Origin of the sequence: Rhizobium mongolense USDA 1844 (assembly GCF_000419765.1) — a bacterium.
Lineage (GTDB): Bacteria > Pseudomonadota > Alphaproteobacteria > Rhizobiales > Rhizobiaceae > Rhizobium > Rhizobium mongolense.
In genome coordinates this window covers 60,365-86,985 of record NZ_ATTQ01000008.1, presented here as the reverse complement: position 1 = coordinate 86,985, position 26,621 = coordinate 60,365, and the positions used below count along the sequence as shown (strand labels likewise).

Here is a 26,621-nt window from a genome sequence, read left to right as displayed (position 1 = left end):
CCTGGGCCGCTCCATCGGATTATCGACGCGGTGCCGCGCATCCATATCTGGACCCGAACAATAACCGCGCCCGAACTCTGGGCACATCATCACGGGTCATCTCATGCCACTTGCTCTTTTTGCCTTGACGATCGCCGCCTATGCGATCGGAACCACGGAATTCGTCATCGTCGGCCTGCTGCCGACCGTTGCCAATGATCTTCACATCACTTTGCCGCTCGCAGGTCTCATTGTCAGCGTCTACGCGCTTGGCGTGACTTTCGGCGCGCCGATCCTGACAGCACTGACCGGCCGGATCGCGCGCAAGCCGCTGCTGCTCGGGCTCATGGCGCTCTTCATCATCGGCAATGCCATGGCCGCGTTCAGCCCCGGTTACACACCGCTCTTGGTTGCGCGCGTGCTCTCGGCTTTTGCGCATGGCGTATTTTTCTCCGTCGGTTCGACGATCGCTGCCGATCTCGTGCCGGAGGACCGCCGCGCCTCGGCCATTGCCATGATGTTCATGGGACTGACTGTCGCGATCGTGACCGGCGTGCCGCTTGGCACTTTCATCGGCCAGACATTCGGCTGGCGGGCGACCTTTGCCGCCGTCGCGGGGCTCGGCGTCGTGGCCTTTGCCGGTATCGCGCTCCTGCTTCCCTCCAACCTCAAGAAAGCGCCGCCCGCGAGCATCAAGGATCAGGTTCGCGCGCTTGGCAGCGGCCGGTTGCTGATCGTCTTTGCCACGACCGCTCTCGGTTATGGCGGAACCTTCGTTGCCTTCACCTTTCTTGCGTCGATCTTGCAGGAGATCACCGGCTTTTCCGCGTCTGCCGTCAGCCTGATCCTCGTGCTTTACGGTATCGCGATCGCCATCGGCAACATCATCGGCGGGCAGATTGCCAATCGTGATCCGGTGAGGGCGCTGACCGGGCTCTTCATCGCCCAGGCGATCGTGCTTGTTCTCTTCAGCTTCACGGCTGTTTCGCCATGGCTGACGGTCCCGACGCTGGCTGCGCTCGGCTTTCTCTCCTTTGCAAACGTGCCGGGCCTGCAGCTCTATGTCGTGCAACTGGCAAGGCAGGTCCGTCCGGCCGCCGTCGATGTTGCTTCGGCGCTCAACATTGCTGCCTTCAACCTCGGGATTGCGGCGGGCGCCTGGATCGGCGGATTGGTCGTCGAATCCTCGCTCGGGCTCGTCGCCACGCCTTGGGTCGGCGCGATCCTCGTTGCCGCGGCTCTTGTCCTCAACCTCACGAGCGGTGCGCTCGACCGCCGCTCTGCGCCGCTTGCCGCGCCTTTGCGCAAGGCCGCTTGAACTGGTCCTTAGCGAAACGGGCGCTTCGGCGCCCGTTTCGTTTCGAGTTTATCCCTCCAGATCGCCCTTCAGCCTGTCCAGTATCGATAGCGCATGTCCCGCATAAGTACTGATCCAGCGGTCGTAGATATGCTTGATTGGCAGGCTGTTGAGGTGGTTCCAGCGCTCGCGGCCCTCCTTCTTCGGGACAACGAGGTCGGCTTCTTCGAGAACCTTCAGATGCTGCATGACTGTGCAGCGATCCATGTCTGCGAAGGCTTCGCAGAGCATGCCGGTGGTGCGCGGACCGTCTTTCAGAATGTCGAGAATTTCACGGCGCCGATAGTGGGCCAGTGCCTTGAAAACAGGGTCGTTATCCGATTCGCTTGACATGTTACGTTTTTATAACATAATGGCGCTTATCACAATCGAAAAGGGGAGGAAGTGCAATGTCCCTCAGTATTCGTGTCGGCGGACGGATCGGACGTCCGGTCGCAGAAGTTTTCGATGCGGTGGTCAATCCGAAGAAGCTCTCGAGCTATTTCACGACCATCGGCGGGGCGAGCGCACCGCTCGTCAAGGGTACGACGGTAACCTGGTGGAAGGACTCGCCGGTCGAAGTGATCGATCTCGTTCCCGAGCGCCTGATCTTACTGCGCTGGGATGGTGGCACGGACGAGAACAAGGTTCGCTACAAAACGACGGTCGAGATGAAATTCGATCCGCTGGAGGACGGCGGAACGATGGTGACGATCTCCGAGAATGGCTGGCAGGAAGACGAGGCCGGCCGGCGCGGCACCTACCTCAACTGCGAGGGCTGGGCCAACATGCTCTGCTGCATGAAGGCCTTCGTCGAATACGGCATCAATCTTCGGGAGGGCATGTTCCTCAGCGAGATGCGCGGCGAGCCTGCGGAGGCTCCAGACTACGAGGCGCTCCAATGACAATACCAGCCAACATCGGAGCCGCCTTCGCCTTAATGTGATAGAGACGTCGCTTGCCTGCTGCACTGTGGGTGCTAGTTTCCGGAATTGTTGAATTGATTGGATTCCAGGAGATTTCAGATGCAGCTTGGCATGGTGGGTTTGGGCCGTATGGGCAATTATATGGTCCAGCGCTTGATGCGCGACGGCCATGAATGCGTCGTCTATGACACGAAGCCGGAGAGCGTCGCCGATCTCGTCGCAAAAGGCGCGGTCGGCAGCGCCTCTCTCGAGGAGTTCGTCTCGAAGCTTTCCCGCCCGCGCGCCGTCTGGCTGATGCTGCCGGCGGCCATCACCGACAAGGTGATTGCCCAGCTCGTGCCACTGCTGCACGACGACGATATTATCGTCGATGGCGGCAATTCTTATTATCACGACGATATCCGCCGCGGCGCCGAGCTGATCACTAAGGGCATCCACTATGTCGATGTGGGCACCAGCGGCGGCGTCTTCGGTCTGGAGCGCGGCTATTGCCTGATGATCGGCGGCGAAAAGGGCATCGTGCAGAGCCTTTCGCCGATCTTCGCCTCGCTGGCCCCTGGTGCCGGCAGCACGCCGCCGTCGGCAAACCGCGCGCCTGACCCGAACAGCACGGCGGAGCAGGGCTATCTGCATTGCGGTGCTCACGGCGCAGGCCATTTCGTCAAGATGGTTCACAACGGCATCGAATACGGCCTGATGGCCGCTTATGCAGAGGGGCTGAACATCCTGAAGCGCGCGAATATCGGTGCTGCGGCGCATGAAGCGGATGCCGAAACCGCGCCTCTCTCCCACCCGGAGCACTATCGTTACGACTTCAACCTGCAGGATGTCGCCGAAGTATGGCGGCGCGGCAGCGTCATCACCTCGTGGCTTCTCGATTTGACCTCGGACGCGCTGCATGCCGATCCGGCGCTGATGAAATTTGCCGGCCGCGTTTCGGATTCAGGCGAAGGCCGCTGGACGATCATGGCAGCTATCGACGAAAGCGTGCCGACGCCGGTGCTGAGCGCTGCGCTCTATGGCCGATTTTCCTCGCGCGACAATGACGAGTTCGCCAACAAGGTGCTTTCCGCCATGCGCGCCGGCTTCGGCGGCCATGTGGAAAAGCCGAAAGCCTGAGGCCCCAAGCCTCAAGCGCGACAAGCCCGCATCCCCGGTGAACTGATCCCATAAAGTTGGACAACAACCTTCGGGGGGGTTTTCATGGGCCCATTGCCTATGGCTGTGCACGCGATATGGTTGATGCGGGATCACACCGGAGGGGCGGCATCATGTCGGGTTCAAGGTTCGTGGGGCGCGGTCTTTGGGCGTTTCTTCTCTCTTTGGTGATTTTGACGGCCTTTTCCGGCGCGACTAGTGGACAAACGCCAGCACCTGCCGCGGATCCGGCCGGGCCGCCGCCGGACAAAGTGCGCCAGATAATGGAACTGATGCAGGCCCCCGAAGTCCAGAAATGGATGTCGGCGCAGACGAATGCGGCGCCATCTGCTCCAGCCGCAGCAGCGCCTGAAGAGCAGATGTCCGTGCTTTCGGATTTGCTCGAGCACGTACGCCGTCATGTCGAGATGGTGTCGCAAGCCCCAATGGCCCTGCCGGACGAGGTCGCAAGCGCATCCGGTATTGTCGACCGGGAGGTGGAGCCCGTAGGCGTCGGCCGGATCCTGGTTCAGACCGTGGCTCTTTTCCTTGCAGGTCCCCTGGCTGAATTGCTTTTCCGTGCGGTTGCACCGCGCCCGCGCATTCGGCGCGTGGATGCCGAGGAGCCGGCGGGGCTTTATCACGCAGGGGTCAATCTGTTCTATCGCCTCGTACCAGCTATCGTCTTCATGATCGCAACGCTCGTCGCCCTTCTTGTGTTGAACTGGCCGCCGGTCAGTCAGTCGATGGCCATCGCCGTGACGATTGCGCTGGTGGCCGCACGCTTTGTTATCTCGCTTGGAAGGCTGCTGGTTGCTTTGGTGACGCTTCCAAGGGCCGATGGTGAACGCGAGGTCTCTCGCGCAGAAGCGCTTTTCTGGTTCCGGCGCTCGGCGGTATTCGTCATCTATTTCGCCTTCGGGTGGGCCGTCATCCAGGTGTTGGCGCCGCTCGGCTTTTCCAGCGCATCGCGCTATTTCGTTGCCTATGTTCTTGGTATCGGATTGTTTCTGATTGCCACCGAGGCTGTTTGGTCGCGACCGGCAGGCGGTGCACGCCGCAGTCCTGCGACATCGTGGGCGCTGACGCTTTATTTCGTCTTGCTTTGGGTGCTGTGGGTCACCGGCTTCGCCGGGTTGCTTTGGCTCGGCATCTATGCGCTGATATTGCCGAAAGTGCTCGCCATCGCCACGATTTCTGTCCGTGCGCTGCATCAGGCTGAAGCGGGTTTCCTTGCAAAGCGCAGCATGGCAGCAGTGTTGCTTGACCGCGGCGTCAGGGCGGTCATCATCGCGTTGGCAGCTGTGTGGCTGGGGCGGATGATTGGCGTTGGAGCCGATACGATGGCCGCCGGCGAGACGATGGTGGATCGCATCGCTCGCGGCGTCATCGGTGGTGTCGTCATTCTGCTTGCAGCCGATCTGTTCTGGCATCTCGTGAAGGCCTTTATCAACAGCAAGCTTGCGGATGCCCCGCTTGCCGATGGCGCCACGGATGAGGAAAAGGCGAGGCGCGCGCGGCTGCAAACGCTGCTGCCGATTTTTCGTAACATCCTTGCTGTCGTTATCGCCGTTATCGCCGTCTTGATGGTGCTCGCCGGTCTCAGCATCCAGATCGCGCCCTTGATCGCCGGTGCCGGCGTCGTCGGCGTTGCGGTGGGTTTTGGAGCGCAAGCGATCGTCAAGGATGTCATCAGTGGCATGTTCTATCTGTGGGACGATGCCTTCCGCGTCGGCGAGTATATCGAGAGCGGCAGCCACAAGGGCGTGGTCGAGGCCTTCAGCCTGCGCTCAGTGAAACTCCGCCATCACCGCGGACCACTGACGACCGTGCCCTTCGGCGAACTCGGCGCGGTCAAGAACCTCAACCGCGACTGGACGATCGACAAGATCAGTCTCAACGTGACCTACGATACTGACCTCGTCAAAGCGAAGAAGGTCATCAAGCAGATCGGACAGCAATTGCTCGAGAATCCCGAATTCGGGCCGCATATCATCGAGACGCTGAAGATGAAGGGCGTCGAGCAATTCGGAGAATTCGCGATTGAGCTCCGGCTGTCGATGATGACCAAGCCGGGCGAGCAATTCGTCATCCGCCGCAACGCACTGGCGATGATCCGCAATGCCTTCAAGGAGAATGGCATTGAATTCGCAGTGCCGACCGTACAGGTCGCCGGCGATGGGCGCGAGGCCGAGGCGCGTGCGGCGGCGGCGCGCCATGTGACGCAAAAGCCGGATACTGCGAGCGAGGCCGTGAGCTGAATATTCCGAGGCTTGTGTCGGGCAGTGCGGCACGGACGCAGGCCTTGACTGATCTTGCTCTTGGATTGTCAAACCTTACGAAAATGCAATGTTCCATTGCGTTTCACGGCGCTAATTCTGCCCCAATTCAAGCCGAGTGAGAGGCAAATGACGGCGGTGGGGTATCGTCCGGTATTAGCTCGCAGAGCTTGAATGCCGCGTATGCTTCGTCTCCCGGAATGATCCGCCAGACGGCAAAGCGGCAGGTAGAGATGGCGAGTGACGGCAGCTTGGAAGAGATCGAAGTCGCGGAGAGCCGGGGTGCGCGCGGGTTCCTGCGGCGTTATCGGCCCCACCTGGTGGCGCTCGCCACGCTTCTTGTTTTCTGCATCGTCGGATATGCCGTCGTCCAGCTTACGGATGAGGTGCGCTACGAGGACGTCGTCGCAGCGCTCGCCAATACGCGCCCCAGCGCCATTCTGCTTGCGCTTCTCTTTACCGGATTGAGCTTCCTGGCGCTGATTGTCTACGATCTCAATGCCATCGACTACATCGGCAAGAGGCTGCCATTTCCGCATGTAGCCCTGACGGCTTTCAGCGCTTATGCGGTCGGCAACACGGCGGGCTTCGGCGCGTTGAGCGGCGGGGCGATCCGCTATCGCGCTTATTCGCGTCTCGGCCTGACGCCGGAAGATATCGGCCGCGTCATTGCGTTCGTCACGCTGTCTTTCGGGCTTGGCCTGGCAGGGGTCGCATCGATCGCATTGATGATCATCGCCGATGAAATCGCACCTCTGGTGGGAACGAGCGCATTGCTGCTCCGGCTGGTCGCGGGCGTGATCATCGCGGCTCTTGGCGCGCTTCTCGTGCTTGGACGCGACGGTCGGGCGATGCACATCGGTCCGATAGCAATCCGCCTGCCGGATTCGCGCACATGGTCGCGCCAGTTCCTAGTGACCGCCTTCGATATCGCGGCTTCAGCCACGGTTCTTTATGTTCTGCTGCCGCAAACGGCGATCGGCTGGCCGGTGTTCCTTGCCGTCTATGCGATTGCTGTCGGGCTCGGGGTGCTGAGTCATGTTCCGGCGGGTCTCGGTGTTTTCGAGACCGTCATCATCGCGTCGCTCGGCAGCGCGGTGAATATCGACGCGGTTCTCGGCTCGCTGGTCCTTTACCGGCTGATCTATCATGTGCTGCCGCTTCTGATTGCCGTGCTTGCGGTGTCGGCAACCGAATTTCGGCGCTTTGCCGATCATCCGGCGGCGTCCAGCATCCGGCGCATCGGCGGACGGCTGACGCCGCAACTGCTTTCGGCGCTGACGCTGCTGCTCGGCGTCATGCTGATCTTTTCGAGCGTCACGCCGACGCCGGACCAGAACCTGGAATTCCTCGCCAGCTATCTGCCGCTGCCGATCGTCGAAGGAGCGCATTTCCTCTCCAGCCTGATGGGACTCGCGCTACTCGTCGCCGCGCGCGGTCTTGGCCAGCGGCTCGATGGCGCCTGGCTGGTGGCGGTTATCGCCGCACTTGCTGCGCTAGCGCTTTCGCTGCTCAAGGCCGTAGCGCTTGTCGAAGCGGTGTTCCTTGCCTTCCTTATTTCCAGCCTCTTTGTCAGCCGCCGGCTCTTCACCCGTCATGCCTCACTGCTTAACCAGACGCTGACAGCATCATGGTTGACGGCGATCGCGGTGATCTGTGTGGGCGCGGTCGTCATCCTGCTCTTCGTCTACCGCGATGTGGAATACAGCAACGAGCTCTGGTGGCAGTTCGAATTCGCCGGCGAGGCGCCGCGCGGGCTGCGTGCCGTTCTCGGCCTCACGATCATTTCGTCGGCAATCGCGATCTTCAGCCTGCTGCGCCCCGCCGCCTTCAAGCCGGAGCCTGCGACGGAGGAGGCGCTCCGGCGCGCGGTCGAGATCGTCAGGACGCAGAACGATGCCGATGCAAATCTCGTGCGCATGGGCGACAAGAGCATCATGTTTTCCGAGGAGGGCGATGCCTTCATCATGTATGGCCGGCAGGGGCGCTCCTGGATCGCACTCTTTGATCCCATAGGGGCAAAGCACGCAAGGCCGGAACTCGTCTGGCGCTTCGTCGAGGCGGCGCGCGCTGCCGGTTGCCGGGCCGTGTTCTACCAGATTTCTCCAGCGCTTCTCTCCCACTGCGCCGATGCGGGCCTGCGTGCGTTCAAGCTCGGCGAACTGGCCGTTGCCGATCTGATGAATTTTGAACTGAAGGGCGGCAAATGGGCTAACCTGCGGCAGACGGCGGCGCGCGCGCAGCGAGACGGGCTGGAATTCGAAGTTATCCCCCCCGAGGAGGTAGCGGGTGTCATCGACGAGCTCTCTGCGGTTTCCAACGCCTGGCTCGAACATCACAACGCCAAGGAGAAAGGCTTCTCGCTCGGTGCCTTCGAGGCGGACTACGTCAGCGTCCAGCCGGTCGGCGTCTTGAAGAAGGACGGTAGGATCGTTGCCTTTGCCAATATCCTCGTCACCGAAACGAAGTCGGAAGGTACGATTGACCTCATGCGCTTTTCGCCGGAGGCGCCCAAGGGATCGATGGACTTCCTCTTCGTACGGATCATGGAGTATCTGCGCGGTGAAGGCTACACGCACTTCAACCTTGGCATGGCGCCGCTTTCGGGCATGTCCAAGCGCGAGACGGCACCCGTCTGGGACCGGATCGGCAGCACCGTCTTCGAACACGGCGAGCGCTTTTACAATTTCAAAGGCCTTCGGGCATTCAAATCAAAGTTTCATCCGCACTGGCAGCCGCGCTATCTTGCGGTTTCAGGAGGGGGAAATCCGATGATCGCGTTGATGGACGCGACACTCCTCATCGGCGGCGGATTGAAGGGAGTCGTCAGGAAATGATCAGAAGATATCTGCTGTCGGCCGTGTGCGCTTTCGCGCTGACGGCGCCGGCCGTCGCTGCCGAGGAAACCACGCAACGCTTTGAAACCGGGCTTATTCCTTCACCGCACATCTTTTTGCCGGACGGCGATGTCAAAGGCGCGGTGATGCTGATTTCGGATGGCGCTGGCTGGGGCGACAAGGAAAAGGCGGAGGCCGACAGTCTGGTGCAGGAGGGAGCCGTCGTAATCGGTGTCGACTTCCCGTCCTATATGGATGCCCTCCGCGAATATGACGTCAGCGAGAATGACGGCTGCATCTATCTGGTTTCCGACATCGAGTCGCTCAGCCAGCAGGTGCAGCGGGCGGCCGGCAACAGCGCCTATCATCTGCCGATCATCGCCGGTATCAGCGAGGGCGGCGCATTGGCGCTGGCGATTGCTGCGCAGACGCCGGATGCGACGATTGGCCAAACGCTGGTCGTGGATCCGGTTGCCGGCATTCCTCTGACCCAGCAGCTCTGCACGCCGGCATCGAAACAGACGGTGGGTGACCGGATGGTCTACGGCCTCACCGAAGGCAGCCTTCCGAACCCCATCACCGCTGCCTTCACGTCCGCTGCAACGAAAGATGGCCGTGCGCATGCCGAGGCACTGAAGAAGGATCATCCGGACATTGAGATCCGCGATGTCGGGGATGATGCCGAAACGGCTCTTTCTGACACTCTGGACGACCTGATCGCCGCCTCCGGAAGCGCGGACAATCCGCTCGGACTGCCGCTTGCCGTGCTCGAGGCCAAGCCGTCCATGAACACCATGGCCATCATCTATTCCGGCGATGGCGGCTGGCGCGATATCGACAAGGAAGTCGGTGCGGCACTGCAGAAAGAGGGCATTCCCGTCATCGGTGTCGACTCGCTTCACTATTTCTGGTCAGAGCGCCAACCCCAGGAGACGGCCGACGATCTGGCGAAGATTATCGAATTTTATCGCAAGCAATGGAAGGTGAAGCACGTTCTTCTGATCGGTTACTCTTTCGGTGCCGATATCGTGCCCGCCACCTACAACAGGCTCAAAGCCGCGGACAAAGCGGCGATCGCCCAGGTGTCGCTGCTCTCGCTCTCCCACGAGGTGGACTACGTGATTTCCGTCATGGGCTGGCTCGGCCAGAAGACGGAGGGTGCTGCCGGCGACCCGGTTGATGATCTGAAAGCCATCGACCCCAAGCTTGTGCAATGCATCTACGGCAAGGACGACGATGACGAGGTTGCCTGCCCCGCATTGAAGAATAGCGCCGCCGACGTCGTCGAGCTGCCGGGCGATCACCATTTCGACGAGAACTACGATCTGCTGACCAAGACGATCGTCGATCGGCTGAAGGGGCAGCTTGCCGATTAACGCATCAGCGCCTCTTCGCTCCAGCCGAGGGCGGCAATCTCAACACCGCGGAACTTCGCGTCGTCATCGACGATAAACTCGTCGAGCTGCGGCGGCTTTACGCAGGTTCCAGCGAGCATCGCATGCACCTGGCCGCGATGATGCGTCTGATGCTGGAAGAGGTGGCTCAGCACGTCGTCCACCCGCTCTTTCTGGAGGCGGCTGGCGCGCTGGAGATCGATCACCGCTGCAAGCCCTTCCGGGGTCAGGGCTTCGCAAAAGGCAACGAGGCGCTGATCGACCTTGCGCTGCTCGGCAGCAAGCGAGCCGACCGTATCGAAGGGCTCTTCGACCTCCCAGGCTTTCGGACCAAGCGTGCCGCCCTCGAGCGCGTCGACATAGAACCAGTCAACGGTGATAATGTGGTTGAGCGTCGACTTGATCGAGGGAAAGAAGCTCACGCGCTTCGCCTCGAACTCGCCCGGATGCAGGGACGCACAGGCAGCCAGTAGGCGATGGTTCGCAAGCGCGTTGTTATAGGAAAGCTTGCGGAACACCCGGCTCGGATCGAAACTCGGCATGGCGCGTCCTCCTCATTGCGAATGGGGCGTAGCTAGGGCGCCGATCTATGTGGCGTCAATTTTGCGGTCTGCTTGATCGTTGCCATCCAGATTCCAATCGCGCCAGACACGATGGTGCGGCGAGGCAACCCTCCATTTCTTCAGCGATGAAATAGGCGGAATATCCAGCGCGGACAGGGCTCCGCGTGTCGCAGGCACCCATTTGAACTCGAGATAATTGCCGCCATCCTCGATCCGGTGGATGATCGCGCCGGACTTGAATGGAAACTTGGGCGGGATTTCCATCAGGTAACAAACGCCAAGCTCGTGCCAGGCTCATAGGCATAACCACCAAGCGCCGCGACGCCCGCGACACTGCCGCCGAGAATCTTCAGAAATCCGCGTCGCGCGATCACTCAATCGTCTTCTTGAAACAGCCGGAACTGCGCGGCTTCCAGGTCCTTCGGTGGCTGCAGGCCGAGATGCTTCCAGGCGGTTGCCGTCAGCACGCGGCCACGCGGCGTGCGCTGGATGAAGCCCTGCTGGATCATGTAGGGCTCGATGATGTCCTCGATCGCGTCGCGCGGTTCGGAAAGGCCGGCGGCGATCGTCTCGATGCCGACGGGGCCGCCGCCGAAATTGACGGCGATCATGTTGAGATAGCGCTTGTCGAGCTGGTCGAGGCCGACACTGTCGACAAGCAGGCGGGTGAGCGCTTCGTCGGCTATCTCGCGGGTAACGGCTTCGGCCTTGGCGACTTCGGCGAAATCGCGCACGCGGCGAAGCAGGCGGCCGGCGATGCGCGGCGTGCCGCGGGCGCGCCGCGCAATTTCGCGGGCGCCGTCGTCGACGATCGGCAGGTTCATGAGACGGGCGCCGCGGCGCACGATCAGTTCCAGTTCTTCCACCGTATAGAAGCTCAGCCGCACCGGAATGCCGAAGCGGTCGCGGAGCGGCGTGGTCAAGAGGCCGAGACGCGTGGTCGCGGCGACGAGGGTGAATTTCGAGAGATCGATCTTCACCGAGCGGGCGGCCGGGCCTTCGCCGATGATAAGGTCCAGCTGGAAGTCTTCCATCGCCGGATAGAGAATTTCCTCGACGGCCGGATTCAGGCGGTGGATTTCATCGATGAAGAGGACGTCGCGCTCTTCGAGATTCGTCAGCAGCGCGGCAAGGTCGCCTGCCTTGGCGATGACCGGACCCGAGGTGGAGCGGAAGTTGACGCCAAGCTCCTTGGCCATGATCTGCGCGAGCGTCGTCTTGCCGAGGCCCGGCGGCCCCACGAAGAGGACATGGTCCAGCGCCTCGCCGCGGTTCTTGGCGGCCTCGATGAAGACCTTCAGGTTCGCACGCGCCTCCGCCTGGCCGGTGAACTCGTCCAGCGATTGCGGGCGTAGCGTCACATCCAGGTCTTCGCCCCGCTTTTCCGGCGATATCAGGCGCGCGGGTTCACTCATCTTGGCAATCTTCCAGTTTGATAGGGATTCAACCCATACATGACGCAGTCCGCTTTTGCATCAAATCACGGCGGATTTAACGCGCGAGCTCCTTGAGACCCAACCTGATCAGCTTGGCACTGTCAGCACCTTCGCCTGCCGTCTTCATGGCCGCAGCGACGGCGTTGGCGGCCTGATCACGTGAATAGCCAAGGTTCGTCAGCGCCGAGACGGCATCGGAGACCGGGGCCGAAGCAACACCTTCACCGAGTTCCTGCTTGAGGCCGATATTGATCGCCTCGCCGGCAAAGGCGGGCGCCTTGTTCTTCAATTCGGTGACGATACGGACCGCAACCTTCGGGCCGACCCCCTGTGCGCGGGAGACGGCGGTTTTGTCCTGCAGGGCGATCGCATTGGCCAGCTCGCTTGGCGTCAGGATGGAGAGAATGGCGAGCGCGACCTTCGCGCCGACACCCTGGACGCTTTGCAGCAGGTTGAACCATTCGCGTTCCAGCGCGGTCATGAAGCCGAAGAGCTTCAGCTGGTCTTCGCGCACATAGGTCTCGATGAAGAGCACGCAAGCCTCCCCCGGCGAACCGAGTCTCGATAGCGTACGGCCGGAGCAATGGGCGGCGTAGCAGACGCCGTGCACGTCGACGAGCACATGGTCGTCGCCGATTTCTTCGATGGTGCCTTTGAGCTTGCCGATCATGAAAGGGGTCCGTCAGGGATGGGTTTCGGGGGTGATGAGATCGAGCGATGGGAAATAGGAAAGGTAACGGACAGCGTCACGGGTCAGCAGCCGATGCCGGCGCCAATCGGCATGAGCCCCGACCAGAAAATCGGGAAGTATCCTTTCGCGCTGACCGCCGGCTCGCCGATACAGGCGGTGTGCTTTGCCGGCCGCCTCGAAAGGCACGGCTTCACGCTTCACATCGAGCCAGGACAAAGCAGACGTCAACTGCTCCTCGGACAGAGGCGAGGCGGCGAGTTCCGACCAGATAACGACGTTCGTTACCAGATCACCGTCAATCACGCATTGCTTCAGGGACTTCAGCGACCATTGCCGTTCGGCGGTATCGGGCCCCAGGATGTCGATAAAGATATTGGTGTCAACGAGGGTCGAGATCGTCACGTGGGGCCCCTCAACCATTCGATATACTCATCCGTCGTCCTTCCGCCGAGATCAACCGTTCCTTGAACGCGGCGCGCCCAATCACCGAAATTGCGAATCGGATTTGCTCCGCCGTTCTCAATCTTGACGATTACGGCCCACGCTCCGGAGGCGATGAAATCCACTTCCGATCCAGGGCCGATCCCCGTGTGTATTACCTAACTGAAAAAGAGAACAAGTCAAGAACGCATGTCAGCCGGCCAATGCCGCTTGGCGCATCCGGCTGCTGCCGCGGTTATGGGCGTGGCAGATGGCGATGGCAAGCGCGTCAGCGGCGTCGTTGCCCTTGAATTCGACTTTCGGCATCAGGATTTTCAGCATCATGTGGATTTGCTGCTTCTCGCCGTGGCCGACGCCGATGACGGCCTTCTTGACGGCGTTGGGTGCATATTCCGATACCTGGAGCCCGGCGCGTGCCGGCACGAGCATCGCGATGCCGCGGGCCTGACCGAGCTTCAGCGTCGCAACCGCATCCTTGTTGACGAAGGTCTGCTCGACCGCCGCCTCATCCGGCTTGTAGCCATGCACGATTTCGGCGAGCCCGTCATGCAGCTGGCAGAGGCGGGAGGCGAGGTCCATCTCGCCGTCCGAGGTCACCGTTCCGGAGGCCACGAAGCGTAGCGAATTGCCGAGTGTGTCGATAATTCCCCAGCCGGTGCGGCGAAGGCCCGGGTCGATGCCGATGATGCGAATCGTATTTTGCATGGCTCACCTTATTGCGGTTGCAAAATAACTGCCACCGATATGTGAACAAAACAAAAACATTACGTCCCTTTATAAGGCGCCGTTTACCACGAATTAAATCCAATGCCTGAAAGCTACCCGTTCAAATGTGAGAGGAGCTGCCTTTTTGCAAAGGGTTAAGGCTCCCCGTGTTCTGTTTTCGGTCAAGGTGGCGGGTTTGCGCTGCCGCCAAGCCGCTCCGGAAGGGTTCGTTGTCATGGCTCAGAGATTTCAGTCCCTGTCCTTTAAGGTTATCGCGACATTCATCCTGCTTACGGCACTGGCTGTGAGCACGATCAGTGTTCTCGGCTATTTCACCAGCAGCCGCATTTCAGATGCGCAGGCGCTGAAGGCCAAAGAAAGCGTTCTCATCTTCCGCGGCGACATGCTGCAGGACCAACTGGAACAGCTCGAAAATCAGGCGAGTTCCATCGCGCGCATCGAGGCGCTGCAGATGTCGATCACCAGCCTGAAGAGCGGCTGGAAGACGATCGAAAAATCGTCGGGCGACGCGCGCGGCGAACTCAAGGAGGTATTCATCACCAACAATCCGAACCCGGCCGATCAGCGTGAAAAGCTGATGAAGCCGGAAGGACCAAGCGGCTTCTACTACTCCAACCACGAAAAGACGCAGGGCGAAGTTGCGCGCGACCTGGAGAACACCGCCTTCAGCGACCTGCTGATCGCCGATCTCGATGGCTCGGTTCTCTATTCCTACAAAAAGGACGACAATTTTGCCGAAAACCTGAAGGCTGATGCATGGAAGGCGACAGGTGCGGGTATTGCGTTTGCAAAGGCGATCGAGAACACGGGGAAGGCAACGGACGATTCCGCGCCGACTGCATTTTCGGGCCTGCGCGTTGATGCCTCCAACGGCAAGTCGGCGATCTTCTACGCAGTGCCGATCATCAAGCTCGGTCAGCCGAAGGGCATCATCCTCTTCAAGGTGCGCGATGATATCATCACCAGCATCCTGGAAAAGGGGATCGTTTCCGGCAGCACGGCTCAGGCGGCCATTATTTCCAGTGACGGTTCTGCCGTGGGGCTCAATGCCGAAGGCCGGCTTGCGACGCTCGACACGGCGCCGTTCACCTTCATGAAGGATGCGCTTGCAAGCAGCAACGGCATGACGGTCGACGACTTTGCGCGCCCCGACGGCACCGCCCGGGCCTATGTCCGCTCTATCACCTATCAGGGCGAGCGGTTCCTCGTCGTCGAAAGCGTGCTCGTCAGCGAGCTCAATGCTGGTTCGATCGAGATCGCGACGCTGCTGACCATGATCGGCCTTGCAGCGCTTGTCGTCATGGCGATCGCCACCGGCCTCATCACCAAGCTGCTCTTCTCGCCACTCTCCCGCCTCGCTGGAAATACCCGCGATGTGGCCGACGGCAAGCTGGATGTCGAGATCGGCAGCCAGACCCGCCAGGACGAAATCGGCACGATGGCCAAGGCGCTCGCCCGCTTCAGGCAATCACTGATCGAAAGCCGCGAGCTGGAAGCGGCAAGCGCCGAAACCCGCGCCCGCGCCGAGCGCGACCGTCAGGAAAACCTTGCTCTGCGCGAAGCGGAAGCGAGAACCTTGCAGGATGTCGTCCAGGCACTGGACGAGGGTCTGCACCATCTGGCGAACGGCGATCTTGCCTACCAGATCGAAACACGCTTCCCCAACGAGCTTGAAAGCCTGCGCGTCAACTTCAACGAGGCGCTCGCCACGCTCAGCGAAACGATGACGGCGATCGGCGGCAACTCTATGGCTGTACGGTCGGGCTCGGAAGAGATGCGGACCGGAGCCGACGACCTCGCCGGACGCACCGAGCGCCAGGCTGCTTCGATCACCGAAACGGCCAATGCGATCGACGCGATCACCCAGTCCGTTCGTGTCCAGATCCAACGCGCCGAACAGGCGGAGCGCATTGCCCGCGACGCGAAGAAGGAGACCACCGGCTCCAGCCAGATCATGCGCGAGACAATCGCAGCGATGGAAGCAATCCAATCCTCCTCGCGGCAGATCAATACGATCATCTCCGTCATCGACGACATCGCCTTCCAGACCAACCTGCTGGCGCTTAATGCCGGCGTCGAAGCCGCCCGCGCGGGGGAATCCGGCAAGGGGTTCGCAGTTGTGGCAATGGAAGTGCGCGAGCTGGCGCAGCGCTCCTCGAGCGCAGCCAAGGAAATCGCGAGCCTGCTGCAGAAGTCGACCCGCGAAGTCGAGACCGGCGTGGCGCTTGTCGAGCGGGCAGGGGTGGCTCTGACCGGCATCGGCAGCCATGTGGAAGCGATCAACGGCCAAATCAACGAGATTATGGAATCGACCCGCGAAGAGGCGGATACGCTCCGCCAGATCAACACGTCCGTTTCCGAGCTCGATTCGATGACGCAGCAGAATGCCGCCATGGTCGAGGAAACGACAGCCGCGATCCACCGCCTTGCGGCCGAGGCTGTGGAGATGGACCGTCAGCTCGGCAACTTCACGCTGCCTCAAGACCATTACCATCACAGCGCCGAGGTTCATGTTCTCCGGCAACGCCGATAAACGGAGCAAGCGAAGCGAAGAGATCGGGGGTCGGGAAACCGGCCCTTTTCTTCGTCCGCGGGATTTGGAATGAGCGATTCCAGAACCTACATAGACCTGTCCTTCCAATCACCGGCAGGTTTTTCCTATGGTTCCCTTTTCCATTCTCGATCTTTCGCCCGTTGCCGAAGGCACGACGATCCAGCAATCCTTCGAAGGCTCGGCGCGCATGGCCCAGAAGGCGGAGGAGTGCGGCTACAAGCGCTTCTGGCTGGCGGAGCATCACGGCATGCCGGGGGTTGCAAGTGCCGCGACTGCGGTGGTCATCGGCCATGTCGGTGCCGCAACGAAACGGATCCGTATCGGCTCGGGCGGAATCATGCTGCCCAATCACTCACCGCTGGTGATCGCCGAGCAGTTCGGCACATTGGCGGCGCTTTTTCCGGGCCGGGTCGATCTCGGGCTCGGCCGCGCACCGGGTACGGATATGCGCACGGCACAGGCGCTCCGCCGAAATCTGGAGACAGGCGCCCACAACTTTCCGAACGATATCGTCGAGCTGCAGCAGCTATTAGGCGCGCCGGTCGAGAACCAGGCGATCCTTGCCGTTCCGGGCCACAATTCGCATGTGCCGATCTGGCTTCTCGGCTCCAGTCTTTATAGCGCCCAGCTCGCGGCGATGCTCGGCCTGCCCTATGCCTTCGCCTCGCATTTCGCGCCGGATTCGCTGCTCGATGCGATCGATATCTACCGCAGCAAGTTCCAACCCTCAGCCTCGCTCGACCAGCCTTACGTCATGGCCGGCGTCATGGGTTCCGTCGCGTCGACGGACGAGGAGGCGCAATATCATTTCACCTCTGCCCAGCAGCAGTTCGTCAACCTGCGCCGCAACGTCCGTGGCCCGTTCCCGCGGCCGGTCGAGGACATGGAAGGCTTCTGGTCGCAGATGGAGAAACTGAATGTCGAGCACACGCTGCGCTATGCGGTCGTGGGTTCGCCGAAGACGTCCGAGGCGAAGCTCACCGAATTCCTGAAGGAGACAGGGGCGGACGAACTCATCATCTCCATGCCGATCCACGACATCGAGGCGCGGCTGAAGTCGGTCGAGCTGTTTGCGGGAATGGGGAATTTCATGCGTGTTGCGGCTTAAGGTCCTGGAGCTGCGAAGCCTCCCCGGCTTCTTCCCTCATTTCTGTGAATGAGTCTTACGCGCCCAAGAAGTAGCGGGTGGTTGCATATATCGGCTGCGTTGCTCGGCGCCCAACATCACGCCTGAAAGCAAAAAGATCCGGCAGCGTTTCCGCAGCCGGGTCTTTTGTTCGTTCGTTCGAATGCTCAGGCCGAAAGCTTGGCGAGCACTTCCTCGGAAACCTCGAAGTTCGAATAGACGTTCTGCACGTCGTCGTCGTCTTCCAGGCTGTCGATGAGCTTCATCAGCGACTGGGCCCTTTCTTCGTCCACTGGCACGTTGTTCTGGGAGCGCCAGACGGCCTTGACGGTTTCAGCTTCGCCAAGCGCGCCTTCCAGGGCCTTGGCGACCTCGCCGAGGGATTCGAAGGCGCAGGTGATGGTGTGGCCTTCCTCGTCGGTCTCGACGTCATCGGCGCCGGCTTCGATCGCGGCTTCCATGACCGTGTCGGGATCGCCGGCGGATGGCTTGTAGGTGATCTCACCGACGTGGTCGAAGGAGAAGGAAACCGAGCCGGTTTCGCCGAGCGCGCCGCCGGCCTTCGTGAAGATCGAGCGGACGTTGGATGCGGTGCGGTTGCGGTTGTCGGTCAGCGCCTCGACGATGATCGCCGTGCCTCCCGGACCGTAACCCTCGTAGCGGACTTCTTCGTAATTCTCGCTATCGGCACCTGTGGCCTTCTTGATGGCGCGGTCGATGTTGTCCCTCGGCATGGACTGTGCCTTGGCGTTCTGGATTGCCAGGCGCAGGCGGGCGTTCATCGTCGGGTCGGGCAGGCCGGCCTTGGCGGCAACGGTGATTTCGCGCGCAAGCTTGGAGAACATTTTCGACCGCACGGCATCCTGACGGCCTTTGCGATGCATGATATTTTTAAACTGTGAATGGCCAGCCATGGCACCCCTGTTCACGTCTCATTGTTCGGAATGGACGGCCTTATAAGAGCGAAGCGGGCTGCATTCAAGGGGAAAGCAGCTTGTCTCTGTGTCCCCAGGAAGGCGAAAAGCTACGGAACAAAGCCGCAGACGTGACGTTTGAACGCTTGAAAAGCCCGAACGGAAGGGGAAGGCCATGGCAAGCTTTAGTGAAGCGCGCGATCATCCGGCACGGCAGCTTTGGGATCAGGTAAACGATGTTTCCGCAGGAATGCTCGGCATCGATGGTGCCGACATGCACATGCAGCCGATGGCTCCACATGCGGATCCGAAAACCAATACCATCTGGTTCTATACCAAATCGGATGCCGACATCGCCCGCGCCGTCAAACCGGGAACGCGTGCGCATTTCTGCGTCATCGGCAAGGATCACGACTACCACGCATGCCTGGCAGGCAAGATCGAGGTCCGGCCGGATCCTTCGAGGATCGAGCAATATTGGAATTCGGTGGTTGCCGCCTGGTACGAGGAGGGCAAGAAAGATCCCAAGCTGACGATGCTCGTCATGCATGTGGACGACGCCGAAATCTGGGTTTCGACCGGCAGCAAGCTGAAGTTCGGCTGGGAGATCGCGAAGGCCAACCTCAGCGATGACAAGATGCCGGAAGTGGGCATCAAGCGTCATCTGCAATTTGCCTGATACGGGCAAAATGCGGAAGTCTCAGGCTTTCGGGTCTTTTCTATTGCGCGCCCTTCATCACATAAATGAGCGGCTTCTTGGGCAGGGAGCGCATGGAAACGGTGATCGTGTCGTCCGGCGCGTAGCTGATATCGAAATCCTTGCCGAACATCGACACGAAGCGCTCGACCGGCGGACCGCGGCGGTGCATCGGCAGTATCAGCGACGAGCGCAGCCGCTTGATGATGCGGCTCATGCTGTCGGCGCCCATGGTCAGGCCGCCATCGACCGGTACCATGACGATGTCCAGGCGGCCGATCTCGGTGTAGTGGGCATCGGTCAGCTCATAGTGCAGATGGCCGAGATGGCCGATGCAGAGCCCGGCGATCTCGAAGATGAAGATCGAATTTCCATCCTGTTGCGCCGCGCCGTAGCCACCGCGGATATCCGTCGTGACGTTGCGGATATAGGTATCGCCGACCATCAGGTCGATGTCGGCCTTTTCTCCGGGCACATCGCTCCAGCCGTGCAGCACCTGCTTGATCGCCGGATCCGGGGTCAGCGTGTAATGCGTGGAGTGCGCCCGGTTCATCGTCACCACGTCGGGTGTCACGACCGGCCGGTACCAGCCGTTGAAATCCGTTGCGATGACGATGCCGCCCGGCGTTTCGATTTCGAAGGTGGAATGTCCTAGGAAGGTCAGCTTGACGTCATCGCCTTCCGAAACCGCGGGCACGATCGGCGTCTCACCGGAAAAGCTTGCAAATCTGGCCTTGGGGATTGCCTGTGCGATCGCCTGGCATTGGCTAACGGGCTTCCGTTCCCCTTGTGCGGCGGCTGCACGGGGCAGGGCAAGAGGCGCAAGGCATGCGATAGCGAGGATAAGCAATTGCGGCTTCATGCCACCCTCCGGCGCTTTCACGGAGCGGCGAGGATGCGACAAGGGGACGCATCGGTCCAGACCGAAATCAGGCAGGGCCGCTCACAATTGCGTGTTGCCGGCGGGTGTTCTCAGCGCCAGAACTCCGGGATGGTCTCGGAAAGCCGCGGGCCTATCCGCAGTGGCGCGATCTTTTCAGCAAGCCCCGTGGAGTCGGAAATCTCCACGCCTACACCGCAGATCGTGGCAGGGCCAGTGGCGGCTTCCATACGTCCCTTCGGCATCTTGGAAATGAAGCGGTTGAGGGGCTCTTCCTTGTCCATGCCGAGTGAGGAGTCGTAGTCGCCGCACATGCCGGCATCCGACATATAGGCCGTGCCTCCGTTGAGGATCTGGTGGTCGGCGGTCGGCACATGGGTATGCGTGCCGACGACGAAGCTGGCGCGTCCATCGACGAAATGGCCGAAGCACTGCTTCTCGCTGGTGGCCTCCGCATGGAAATCGAAGATGATCGCATCGGCCTGTTCCTTCAGCGGGCAGGCATCGAGGATCGCTTCGGCGGATTTGAAAGGATCGTCGAGCTCGGGATGCATGAAGACGCGGCCCATAATGTTTGCCACGAGCACGCGTGCTCCGCTTCGCGCATAAAAGAGCCCTGAACCGCGGCCGGGCGTTCCCTGCGGATAGTTCGCCGGGCGCAGGAACTGGTCGTGGCGGCCCGCGAAGGCGACCGCGTCCTTCTGGTCCCAGACGTGGTTTCCGGTGGTGACGACGTCGGCGCCGGCATTGATCGTCTCGAGGAAGATGTCCTCCGTGATGCCGAAACCGCCGGCAGCATTTTCGCCGTTGACGATCACGAAGTCGAGTTTCAGGTCTGAAACCAAGCCGGGCAGGCGATCCCATACAGCCGTGCGCCCCGTCTTGCCGACCATGTCACCCAGAAAAAGCAGACGCATTCCTTATCCGATCCAAGAAGCAAAAAAGCGAAGGCCGCTTTCTGTCAGGATGGCATCCAGGCTTATGTCATGCGGCTCGTCGGGCACATGTGCCACTTCCTGGCAGTCGAATGCAATGCCGATCAGCTTCGGATGCATGCCTTTTTGCCGCAAACGGCCGATCGCGCGGTCGTAGTGGCCGGCGCCATAGCCGATGCGATGGCCGCGATCGTCGAAGGCCGACAGCGGCACGAGCATGATTTCCGGATCGAGAACCGTGGCCTCCTGTCCCGGTCCAGCAGTGCCGAAGCCTGTTGCAACCAGCGGCGCGCTGCGCAGGAGCTCACGGAAGACGATCGTCTGCCTGTCGAGGATGGCAGGAACGCACAGGCGGGCGCCGCGTGCCTCAAAGCGCGCCATCAACGGCCGGATATCGGCCTCCGAGCGGATGGGCATGAAGCCCGAAATGATCGTGCCGGGATCGAAAGCCACGGCCTCGCCGGCGTGCTCCGCCATCGCCAGGCTTTTCTCGATTCGCGTCTCTGGGGGGATTGCGTCGCGCAGCGCAAGCCGTTCGGCGCGCATCTGGGCTTTTTGTTCTTTGGATATCGTCTGCTGCATAATGCCAACCATAAACGGCTGGTGGGCCATTGCAATCCCGTGAAAGCGGCTGGAGTTTACTGTCGCCAGTGCTGCAATGGGGCCACCAGTTGCCGGACCGTCTGTTCGAACAGGGCCTTGCCGCCCGGCAGCCAGCCGAGTGCTTGCAACTTTTCGGTGCTCATCCGATTGATGGCAGCCTTGTCTGCCGAGGCAGGCAGAGGATTGGGACAGCCGGTTTCCTGTTGCACGACCGACAAGATATCGCGGGTATCGGCAAGAAGATCGGAAACATTGAAGACCTCGCCGGAGACGCGGGCGCTTTCCGTCTCCAGCATCAGCCGCACGGCGCGGCCAAGGTCGCGGCCGTGAACTTCCGTTCCGGCTCGAACGGGCGCCGGCCTGCCGCTCAGGTAATCCTCGATGAGAGCCGTCCATTTGTTCGGGAGCAGGTCGCCGTAGACTCCCGTGGCGCGCAAGCTGGCCGTTGTAAAGCCCGGTCCGGCCAGATCGGCGAGCGCTCGCTCGCCGGCGAGCTTCAACTCTCCGTAAAGCGTATCCGGCTCCGGCAGCATGTCTTCCGCGAGAACAGTGCCGGGCGCTGCATCCTGATAGGCGGCGCGGCTGGAGATGAAGATGCAGCGGCGGGTACCGGCGCGCTTGGCGGTTTCGAATAGCTTCACAGTGCCGTCGAGGTTTAGCCGACGGAAGCCACCCGGATCATCACCTTCGCCGCCACGATATTTGCCGGGTAGGTGGCTGAGCGCGGCATGCACGAAGAAATAGGCATCGTCGAAGGCCTCGATATGGTCCTTGTCGGGATCGAGCGAAAGCGGTGCGAATTCGACGGGACGGGAGAAGAGGCGTGGCAATGGCGCACGCCGTCCGCCGATGATGACCGAATACCCGGCGGCAAGCAGCTCCTCGACGATATAGCGTCCCACCAAGCCTGTTCCGCCGGATACCAATACCTTCATTTCGCCTCCGGGTTCATCATAGACGCAAGGTCCGGCAGGTCATTGCCGGCATGGACGCAGTGCCAGAGATCGATCAGCGGCTTGAGCCTGGCCGCCTTCGGATGATCCTTCTCCCATGGCTTTTCATACTGGTAATGCAGGACCGAAATACTCTTCCAGTCCCAAAGCGCGGGCATGGTGAACCATACATATTGCAGCATGTTGAAATAGACGGGGAGGCCGTGCCAATCCGGGAAGAAGGCTTCGAGGAAGGTCTGGTCGGTCCGTCGCCAGAATGCATCCGGCTGGTCGAGCAAGGCGAGCATCCGGCCAAAGGTTTCTTCGGAAGGCCTTGCGACGAAGACGCCGGAATTCAAGCGGCGGAAGTCGGCAAGCGTTTCATAGACATTCGGTGCTGCGGAGAATTCGGGGTAGCCGAAGAGTCTGTCGATATTCTTCAAAACGATAGCATCGGCATCGATGAAGACGGTGCGCTCATATTCGGTCAGCTGCCAGAGGCGCAGCTTGCAGAAATTGTCGAGCGGCGAATGAAAATCCGGCTTGCGGCCCTTCGTGAAGGGGGCGGCGGAATGAAGCTTGCCGCGGGCATGACGCTCGTTGAAGGCGCTGGAAAGCGGCAGGTGCGCGACTGCGATGAGGCGGCAGCCAAGATGGCCAAGCGGGGCGAGGGCGCTTTCCTCAACGCCGCCGGTATGCAGCACGACGATATCGGCCGACGTTTTCGTGAGCCGCAGGGAGCGCACAAGCGCGGTCGCACCCTTGGCATAGTCGGCATTCGTGACGAGGGTGATGTAGGCGTGGCGCTGAGGCGAGCCTTCTAATGAGGTGGCCGCTCCGGTCTCGGTCACGTCCATGCTCACGACACCGATTTCAGCCGCTTGCCTTCCGGGTCGCGGTCGATCGTGGCGGCGATGTCCTTCGTCCACGCGGAGACGGCAGGAACGCGGGAGCGGTCGACGCGGTAAGCGAATTTCCTGGCGACGTCGACGATCTCGCTGAGCAAGCCCGCCTCGAGCGTGATCGGATCGAGCCCCAGATCGCGGAATTTCTCGTTCCTGACGATCAGATCGTTTTCCGGCGCTTCCTTGCGCGGATTGGGAAGCCAGGCGATCTTCGCGCCGCTCATCCTGGAGATCATCTCGGCAAGGTCACGCACACGATGCGTCTCGGTCATCTGGTTAAAGATCTCGACACGGGAGCCGCGCGCAGGTGGGTTCTTCAGCGCAAGCTCGATGCAGCGAACCGAATCCTGGATATGGATGAAGGCGCGCGTCTGACCGCCTGTGCCGTGCACGGTCAGCGGGTAGCCGATCGCGGCCTGGATGAGAAAGCGGTTCAGCACGGTGCCGTAATCGCCGTCATAGTCGAAACGGTTGATCAGCTGGGGATGGCGGCAGGTCTGCTCCGTGTGTGTGCCCCATACGATGCCCTGGTGCAGGTCGGTGATGCGCAGCGCATCGTTCTTCGCATAGAACTGCAGGAGCAGCTGATCCAGGCACTTCGTCATATGGTAGATCGAGCCGGGATTGGACGGATAGAGGATTTCCTGTTGCGCCGTGTCGCCATCCGCCGTTTCGACGCCGACGGTCAGGTAGCCCTCTGGGATCGCGGCGCCGACGGTCGAATAGCCGTAGACGCCCATCGTGCCGAGGTGGATCAGATGGGCGTCGAGCTGTAATTCGACGAGCGCATTCAAAAGGTTATGCGTAGCGCTGACATTGTTGTTGACGGTGTAGTTCTTGTGCCGGTCGCTCTTCATCGAATAGGGTGCTGCGCGCTGCTCGGCGAAATGGACGATGGCGTCCGGCCGGTTTTCGGCAAGCCACTTCTTGAGAAGCTCGTAGTCCTTGGCGAGGTCGATCAGATTGAAATGGATGCGCCGCCCGGTTTCGGCATGCCAGATGCGGGTTCGCTCCTGAATGGAATCCATCGGCGTCAGCGATTGCACGCCCAGTTCGGTGTCGATCCAGCGCCGCGAGAGATTGTCGAGAATGTGGACGTCGTGCCCCGCGTCTGAGAGATGCAGTGATGTCGGCCAGCCAATGAACCCATCTCCGCCCATCACCGCAATCTTCATCGCATTGCCTCCTGCATGTTCATCCACTATCGGGAATACTCAAGTACTGTGACGATTGTTCAAAGCTAGGGCATTGCTGCGCCTCGCCAACAGGCATGCGAGTTTGGAGAAAATTATGTCGGATAACGGCTTTTCGATTTCTGGCGCACTGACGGAGACGGGCCACCAACTGATCCAGCGCGTCTATTACGAAGACACCGATTTCTCCGGCCTCGTCTATCACGCGCGCTATCTGCATTTCCTCGAGCGCGGCCGCACCGATTATCTTCGCTGCCTGGGCGTCGAGCAGCGCGAGCTGATCACAGCCGACGAGGAAGGGCTCGTTTTCGTCGTTCACCGCATGGAGATCGACTTCAGGAATCCGGCGCGCATGGACGATGTTCTTACCATCGTCACGCGCACCGAGAAGGCAGGCGGCGCGAAGATGGTGCTGCAACAGGACATCCGCCGTGGCGAAACGCCGCTTATCGCCGCCAAGGTCATCATTGCCGTCATCAACGCGAAGGGAAGACCGCGGCGGTTGCCCGAGGCGCTGGCAAAGCAGATGCAAATCGAGACGCAGGAGGGCTGAAGATGCATCCGAGACACGCAGGAACGACCAAACGCAAGCCTTAAAAACATGATTTATGTGAAGGAATTCGGCGTTGCAAGGATTGCGCGGTATTCCGTCGTCGGACTTCGGTCTCTTCGTGCCAAGCCGGGAAGAAAAATTCAGTTGGTAAAGCTTTGCGGTCATACTCTGGCACTAACGATCTATTAACCATAATAGTGTCTTACTCTGAAAGTCGGAGATTGTGCGGTGCACGCCTTCCTTTGACCAAATTTGACGGCAAGGAAGGCGGAAGAAGACCTTTAAGCTTGACCAGGGCTTTGGGCGGCGGTCGCCAAGCAATTCTTGCGAGATCACTTTCTGCGCCGCCCGGTCAAGCACCGGGCGTTTGGATTCGGGGATTTTGATAAATGGAACAAGTAGGATTGGCAGCAGCAACGGCCGACGTCAGCCTCTGGTCGCTGTTCATGCAGGCAGGCATCGTCGTCAAGCTGGTCATGCTCGGGCTGATAGCAGCCTCCGTCTGGACCTGGGCGATCGTCATCGACAAATATCTGGCCTATGGGCGTGCCCGGCGCCAGTTCGACAAGTTCGAACAGGTTTTCTGGTCGGGTCAGTCGCTGGAAGAGCTCTACAGGACACTTTCCGAACGCAACAATACCGGGCTTGCTTCGATCTTCGTCGCAGCCATGCGCGAGTGGAAGAAGTCCTTCGAGCGCGGCGCACGCTCGCCGATCGGCCTGCAGATGCGTATCGACCGGGCAATGGATGTGACGCTCGCCCGTGAGACCGAATATCTTTCCGCCCGCCTCGGCTCGCTCGCGACGATCGGTTCGGCCGGTCCGTTCATCGGTCTGTTCGGTACGGTCGTCGGTATCATGACTTCGTTCCAGGCAATCGCCGGTTCGAAGTCGACCAATCTCGCAGTCGTTGCCCCCGGTATCGCCGAGGCGCTTCTCGCCACTGCGATCGGCCTCGTTGCAGCTATCCCGGCGGTTATCGCCTACAACAAGTTCTCCGCGGATGCCGGCAAACTCTCTGGCCGCATGGAAGGCTTTGCGGACGAATTCTCCGCCATACTTTCGCGCCAGATCGACGAGAAGCTGCAGCCGCGTCAGGCCGCGCAGTAAACCAACGGAGTACACGATTATGGGTATGGCTGTTGGAGGCAATAACGGCGGAGGCGGAGGACGCCGCCGCCGTGGTGGCCGGAACAAAGGCGTTATTTCCGAGATAAACGTGACGCCGCTCGTCGACGTCATGCTCGTGCTGCTCATCATCTTCATGGTGGCGGCCCCGATGATGACCGTCGGCGTGCCGATCGACCTGCCGGAAACGCAAGCCAAGGCGCTCAATTCCGAAACGCAGCCGATCACCATTTCCGTCAAGAATGACGGTGCGGTGTTCCTGCAGGAAACGCCGATCCCGGCCGAAGAGATCGCCGCCAAGCTCGAAGCGATCGCGACCACCGGCTACAATGAACGCATCTTCGTGCGTGGTGATGCGACGGCGCCCTACGGCGTGATCGCCGACGTCATGGCGCGCATCCAGGGCGCGGGCTTCAAGAATATCGGTCTCGTCACGCAGCAGAAGAAGGACCAGTAG

General features: G+C 60.8%; 25 protein-coding genes and 2 pseudogenes. 12 read left to right on the top strand and 15 right to left on the bottom strand.

All coding sequences use genetic code 11. The annotated features are described in order from the left end of the window. The first annotated feature begins 103 nt into the window (after nucleotides 1-103). A complete protein-coding gene (locus A3C3_RS0116985) occupies nucleotides 104-1,297 on the top strand; it encodes an MFS transporter (protein WP_022715782.1) in 1,194 nt (397 codons plus the stop codon). Nucleotides 1,298-1,345: 48 nt separating this feature from the next. On the opposite strand, the gene A3C3_RS0116980 is transcribed toward A3C3_RS0116985, so the two are convergent. Then, nucleotides 1,346-1,669 (bottom strand): ArsR/SmtB family transcription factor, encoded by a 324-nt coding sequence (locus A3C3_RS0116980; RefSeq protein ID WP_022715781.1) that lies wholly within the window; start codon nucleotides 1,667-1,669, stop codon nucleotides 1,346-1,348. Nucleotides 1,670-1,725: 56 nt separating this feature from the next. Between A3C3_RS0116980 and A3C3_RS0116975 the strand changes: the two genes are divergently transcribed. From A3C3_RS0116975 to A3C3_RS0116955, 5 genes are all read left to right on the top strand, one after another. Further along, nucleotides 1,726-2,220, top strand: a complete 495-nt coding sequence (locus tag A3C3_RS0116975) for an SRPBCC domain-containing protein (protein WP_022715780.1) — start codon at nucleotides 1,726-1,728, stop codon at nucleotides 2,218-2,220. Between the two features lie 120 nt (nucleotides 2,221-2,340). Continuing rightward, nucleotides 2,341-3,360 carry a phosphogluconate dehydrogenase (NAD(+)-dependent, decarboxylating) gene (gene gnd, locus A3C3_RS0116970; RefSeq protein ID WP_022715779.1) on the top strand — a complete coding sequence of 340 codons (1,020 nt, stop codon included), beginning with the start codon at nucleotides 2,341-2,343 and terminating at the stop codon, nucleotides 3,358-3,360. Between the two features lie 152 nt (nucleotides 3,361-3,512). Beyond that, nucleotides 3,513-5,639 (top strand): mechanosensitive ion channel family protein, encoded by a 2,127-nt coding sequence (locus A3C3_RS0116965; protein WP_022715778.1) that lies wholly within the window; start codon nucleotides 3,513-3,515, stop codon nucleotides 5,637-5,639. A 251-nt stretch (nucleotides 5,640-5,890) separates the two neighbouring features. Next, nucleotides 5,891-8,494: a bifunctional lysylphosphatidylglycerol flippase/synthetase MprF gene (gene mprF / locus A3C3_RS0116960; RefSeq protein WP_028739719.1), complete on the top strand. Its 2,604-nt coding sequence runs from the start codon at nucleotides 5,891-5,893 to the stop codon at nucleotides 8,492-8,494. Beyond that, entirely contained in the window at nucleotides 8,491-9,870 is a 1,380-nt protein-coding gene (locus tag A3C3_RS0116955; RefSeq protein WP_022715776.1) for a virulence factor family protein, read from the top strand. Before mprF ends, A3C3_RS0116955 begins: the two co-directional genes overlap by 4 nt. Here A3C3_RS0116955 and A3C3_RS0116950 read toward each other — a convergent pair. The 7 genes and pseudogenes from A3C3_RS0116950 to ruvC form a co-directional block, all read right to left on the bottom strand. Further along, the gene (locus A3C3_RS0116950; protein ID WP_022715775.1) at nucleotides 9,867-10,430 is read right to left on the bottom strand and encodes a DinB family protein; all 564 of its coding nucleotides are present in this window, start codon (nucleotides 10,428-10,430) and stop codon (nucleotides 9,867-9,869) included. The two genes, A3C3_RS0116955 and A3C3_RS0116950, sit on opposite strands and share 4 nt — an antisense overlap. 45 nt (nucleotides 10,431-10,475) lie before the next feature. Then, nucleotides 10,476-10,742 (bottom strand): annotated as a pseudogene (locus A3C3_RS47100) (NUDIX hydrolase); the annotation flags it as partial. Next, nucleotides 10,727-10,825: pseudogene (locus tag A3C3_RS46120) on the bottom strand (metallophosphoesterase); the annotation flags it as partial. The pseudogenes A3C3_RS46120 and A3C3_RS47100, both read right to left, overlap by 16 nt. Next, entirely contained in the window at nucleotides 10,826-11,866 is a 1,041-nt protein-coding gene (gene ruvB / locus A3C3_RS0116935; RefSeq protein ID WP_022715772.1) for a Holliday junction branch migration DNA helicase RuvB, read from the bottom strand. It lies immediately after the preceding pseudogene. 76 nt (nucleotides 11,867-11,942) lie between these two features. Further along, entirely contained in the window at nucleotides 11,943-12,557 is a 615-nt protein-coding gene (ruvA, locus tag A3C3_RS0116930; RefSeq protein WP_022715771.1) for a Holliday junction branch migration protein RuvA, read from the bottom strand. 12 nt (nucleotides 12,558-12,569) lie between these two features. Further along, nucleotides 12,570-12,980: a type II toxin-antitoxin system VapC family toxin gene (locus A3C3_RS0116925; RefSeq protein WP_022715770.1), complete on the bottom strand. Its 411-nt coding sequence runs from the start codon at nucleotides 12,978-12,980 to the stop codon at nucleotides 12,570-12,572. Between the two features lie 231 nt (nucleotides 12,981-13,211). Then, nucleotides 13,212-13,724: a crossover junction endodeoxyribonuclease RuvC gene (gene ruvC, locus A3C3_RS0116915; protein ID WP_022715769.1), complete on the bottom strand. Its 513-nt coding sequence runs from the start codon at nucleotides 13,722-13,724 to the stop codon at nucleotides 13,212-13,214. A 235-nt stretch (nucleotides 13,725-13,959) separates the two neighbouring features. On the opposite strand from ruvC, the gene A3C3_RS0116910 reads away from it, so the two are divergent. Next, the gene (locus tag A3C3_RS0116910; RefSeq protein WP_022715768.1) at nucleotides 13,960-16,278 is read left to right on the top strand and encodes a methyl-accepting chemotaxis protein; all 2,319 of its coding nucleotides are present in this window, start codon (nucleotides 13,960-13,962) and stop codon (nucleotides 16,276-16,278) included. A 127-nt stretch (nucleotides 16,279-16,405) separates the two neighbouring features. After that, nucleotides 16,406-17,407 (top strand): LLM class flavin-dependent oxidoreductase, encoded by a 1,002-nt coding sequence (locus A3C3_RS0116905; RefSeq protein ID WP_022715767.1) that lies wholly within the window; start codon nucleotides 16,406-16,408, stop codon nucleotides 17,405-17,407. A 185-nt stretch (nucleotides 17,408-17,592) separates the two neighbouring features. Here the strand turns inward: A3C3_RS0116905 and A3C3_RS0116900 are convergent, their stop codons facing one another. Then, on the bottom strand, nucleotides 17,593-18,339 hold the full coding sequence (locus tag A3C3_RS0116900) for a YebC/PmpR family DNA-binding transcriptional regulator (protein ID WP_022715766.1): 747 nt from the start codon (nucleotides 18,337-18,339) through the stop codon (nucleotides 17,593-17,595). A 175-nt stretch (nucleotides 18,340-18,514) separates the two neighbouring features. Between A3C3_RS0116900 and A3C3_RS0116895 the strand changes: the two genes are divergently transcribed. Next, entirely contained in the window at nucleotides 18,515-19,018 is a 504-nt protein-coding gene (locus A3C3_RS0116895) for a pyridoxamine 5'-phosphate oxidase family protein (protein ID WP_022715765.1), read from the top strand. Nucleotides 19,019-19,058: 40 nt separating this feature from the next. Here the strand turns inward: A3C3_RS0116895 and A3C3_RS0116890 are convergent, their stop codons facing one another. The 6 genes from A3C3_RS0116890 to A3C3_RS0116865 form a co-directional block, all read right to left on the bottom strand. Beyond that, the gene (locus tag A3C3_RS0116890) at nucleotides 19,059-19,898 is read right to left on the bottom strand and encodes an MBL fold metallo-hydrolase (RefSeq protein ID WP_022715764.1); all 840 of its coding nucleotides are present in this window, start codon (nucleotides 19,896-19,898) and stop codon (nucleotides 19,059-19,061) included. A 110-nt stretch (nucleotides 19,899-20,008) separates the two neighbouring features. Then, entirely contained in the window at nucleotides 20,009-20,833 is an 825-nt protein-coding gene (locus A3C3_RS0116885) for a TIGR00282 family metallophosphoesterase (protein ID WP_022715763.1), read from the bottom strand. Nucleotides 20,834-20,836: 3 nt separating this feature from the next. Next, the gene (locus A3C3_RS0116880; RefSeq protein WP_028739718.1) at nucleotides 20,837-21,433 is read right to left on the bottom strand and encodes a 5-formyltetrahydrofolate cyclo-ligase; all 597 of its coding nucleotides are present in this window, start codon (nucleotides 21,431-21,433) and stop codon (nucleotides 20,837-20,839) included. 56 nt (nucleotides 21,434-21,489) lie between these two features. Further along, nucleotides 21,490-22,389: an NAD-dependent epimerase/dehydratase family protein gene (locus A3C3_RS0116875; RefSeq protein ID WP_022715761.1), complete on the bottom strand. Its 900-nt coding sequence runs from the start codon at nucleotides 22,387-22,389 to the stop codon at nucleotides 21,490-21,492. Next, nucleotides 22,386-23,243: a glycosyltransferase gene (locus A3C3_RS0116870; protein WP_022715760.1), complete on the bottom strand. Its 858-nt coding sequence runs from the start codon at nucleotides 23,241-23,243 to the stop codon at nucleotides 22,386-22,388. Before A3C3_RS0116870 ends, A3C3_RS0116875 begins: the two co-directional genes overlap by 4 nt. A 2-nt stretch (nucleotides 23,244-23,245) precedes the next feature. Next, nucleotides 23,246-24,466, bottom strand: a complete 1,221-nt coding sequence (locus A3C3_RS0116865) for an NAD-dependent epimerase/dehydratase family protein (RefSeq protein WP_022715759.1) — start codon at nucleotides 24,464-24,466, stop codon at nucleotides 23,246-23,248. A 115-nt stretch (nucleotides 24,467-24,581) separates the two neighbouring features. Here A3C3_RS0116865 and ybgC point away from each other — a divergent pair, with 115 nt between their 5' ends. The 3 genes from ybgC to tolR all read left to right on the top strand — a co-directional run bounded on the left by ybgC (nucleotide 24,582) and on the right by tolR (nucleotide 26,621). Continuing rightward, the gene (gene ybgC / locus A3C3_RS0116860; RefSeq protein ID WP_022715758.1) at nucleotides 24,582-25,037 is read left to right on the top strand and encodes a tol-pal system-associated acyl-CoA thioesterase; all 456 of its coding nucleotides are present in this window, start codon (nucleotides 24,582-24,584) and stop codon (nucleotides 25,035-25,037) included. A 389-nt stretch (nucleotides 25,038-25,426) separates the two neighbouring features. Beyond that, entirely contained in the window at nucleotides 25,427-26,146 is a 720-nt protein-coding gene (tolQ, locus tag A3C3_RS0116855; RefSeq protein ID WP_022715757.1) for a protein TolQ, read from the top strand. A 19-nt stretch (nucleotides 26,147-26,165) separates the two neighbouring features. Next, complete coding sequence (tolR, locus tag A3C3_RS0116850; protein WP_022715756.1) at nucleotides 26,166-26,621, top strand: protein TolR; 456 nt, start codon at nucleotides 26,166-26,168, stop codon at nucleotides 26,619-26,621.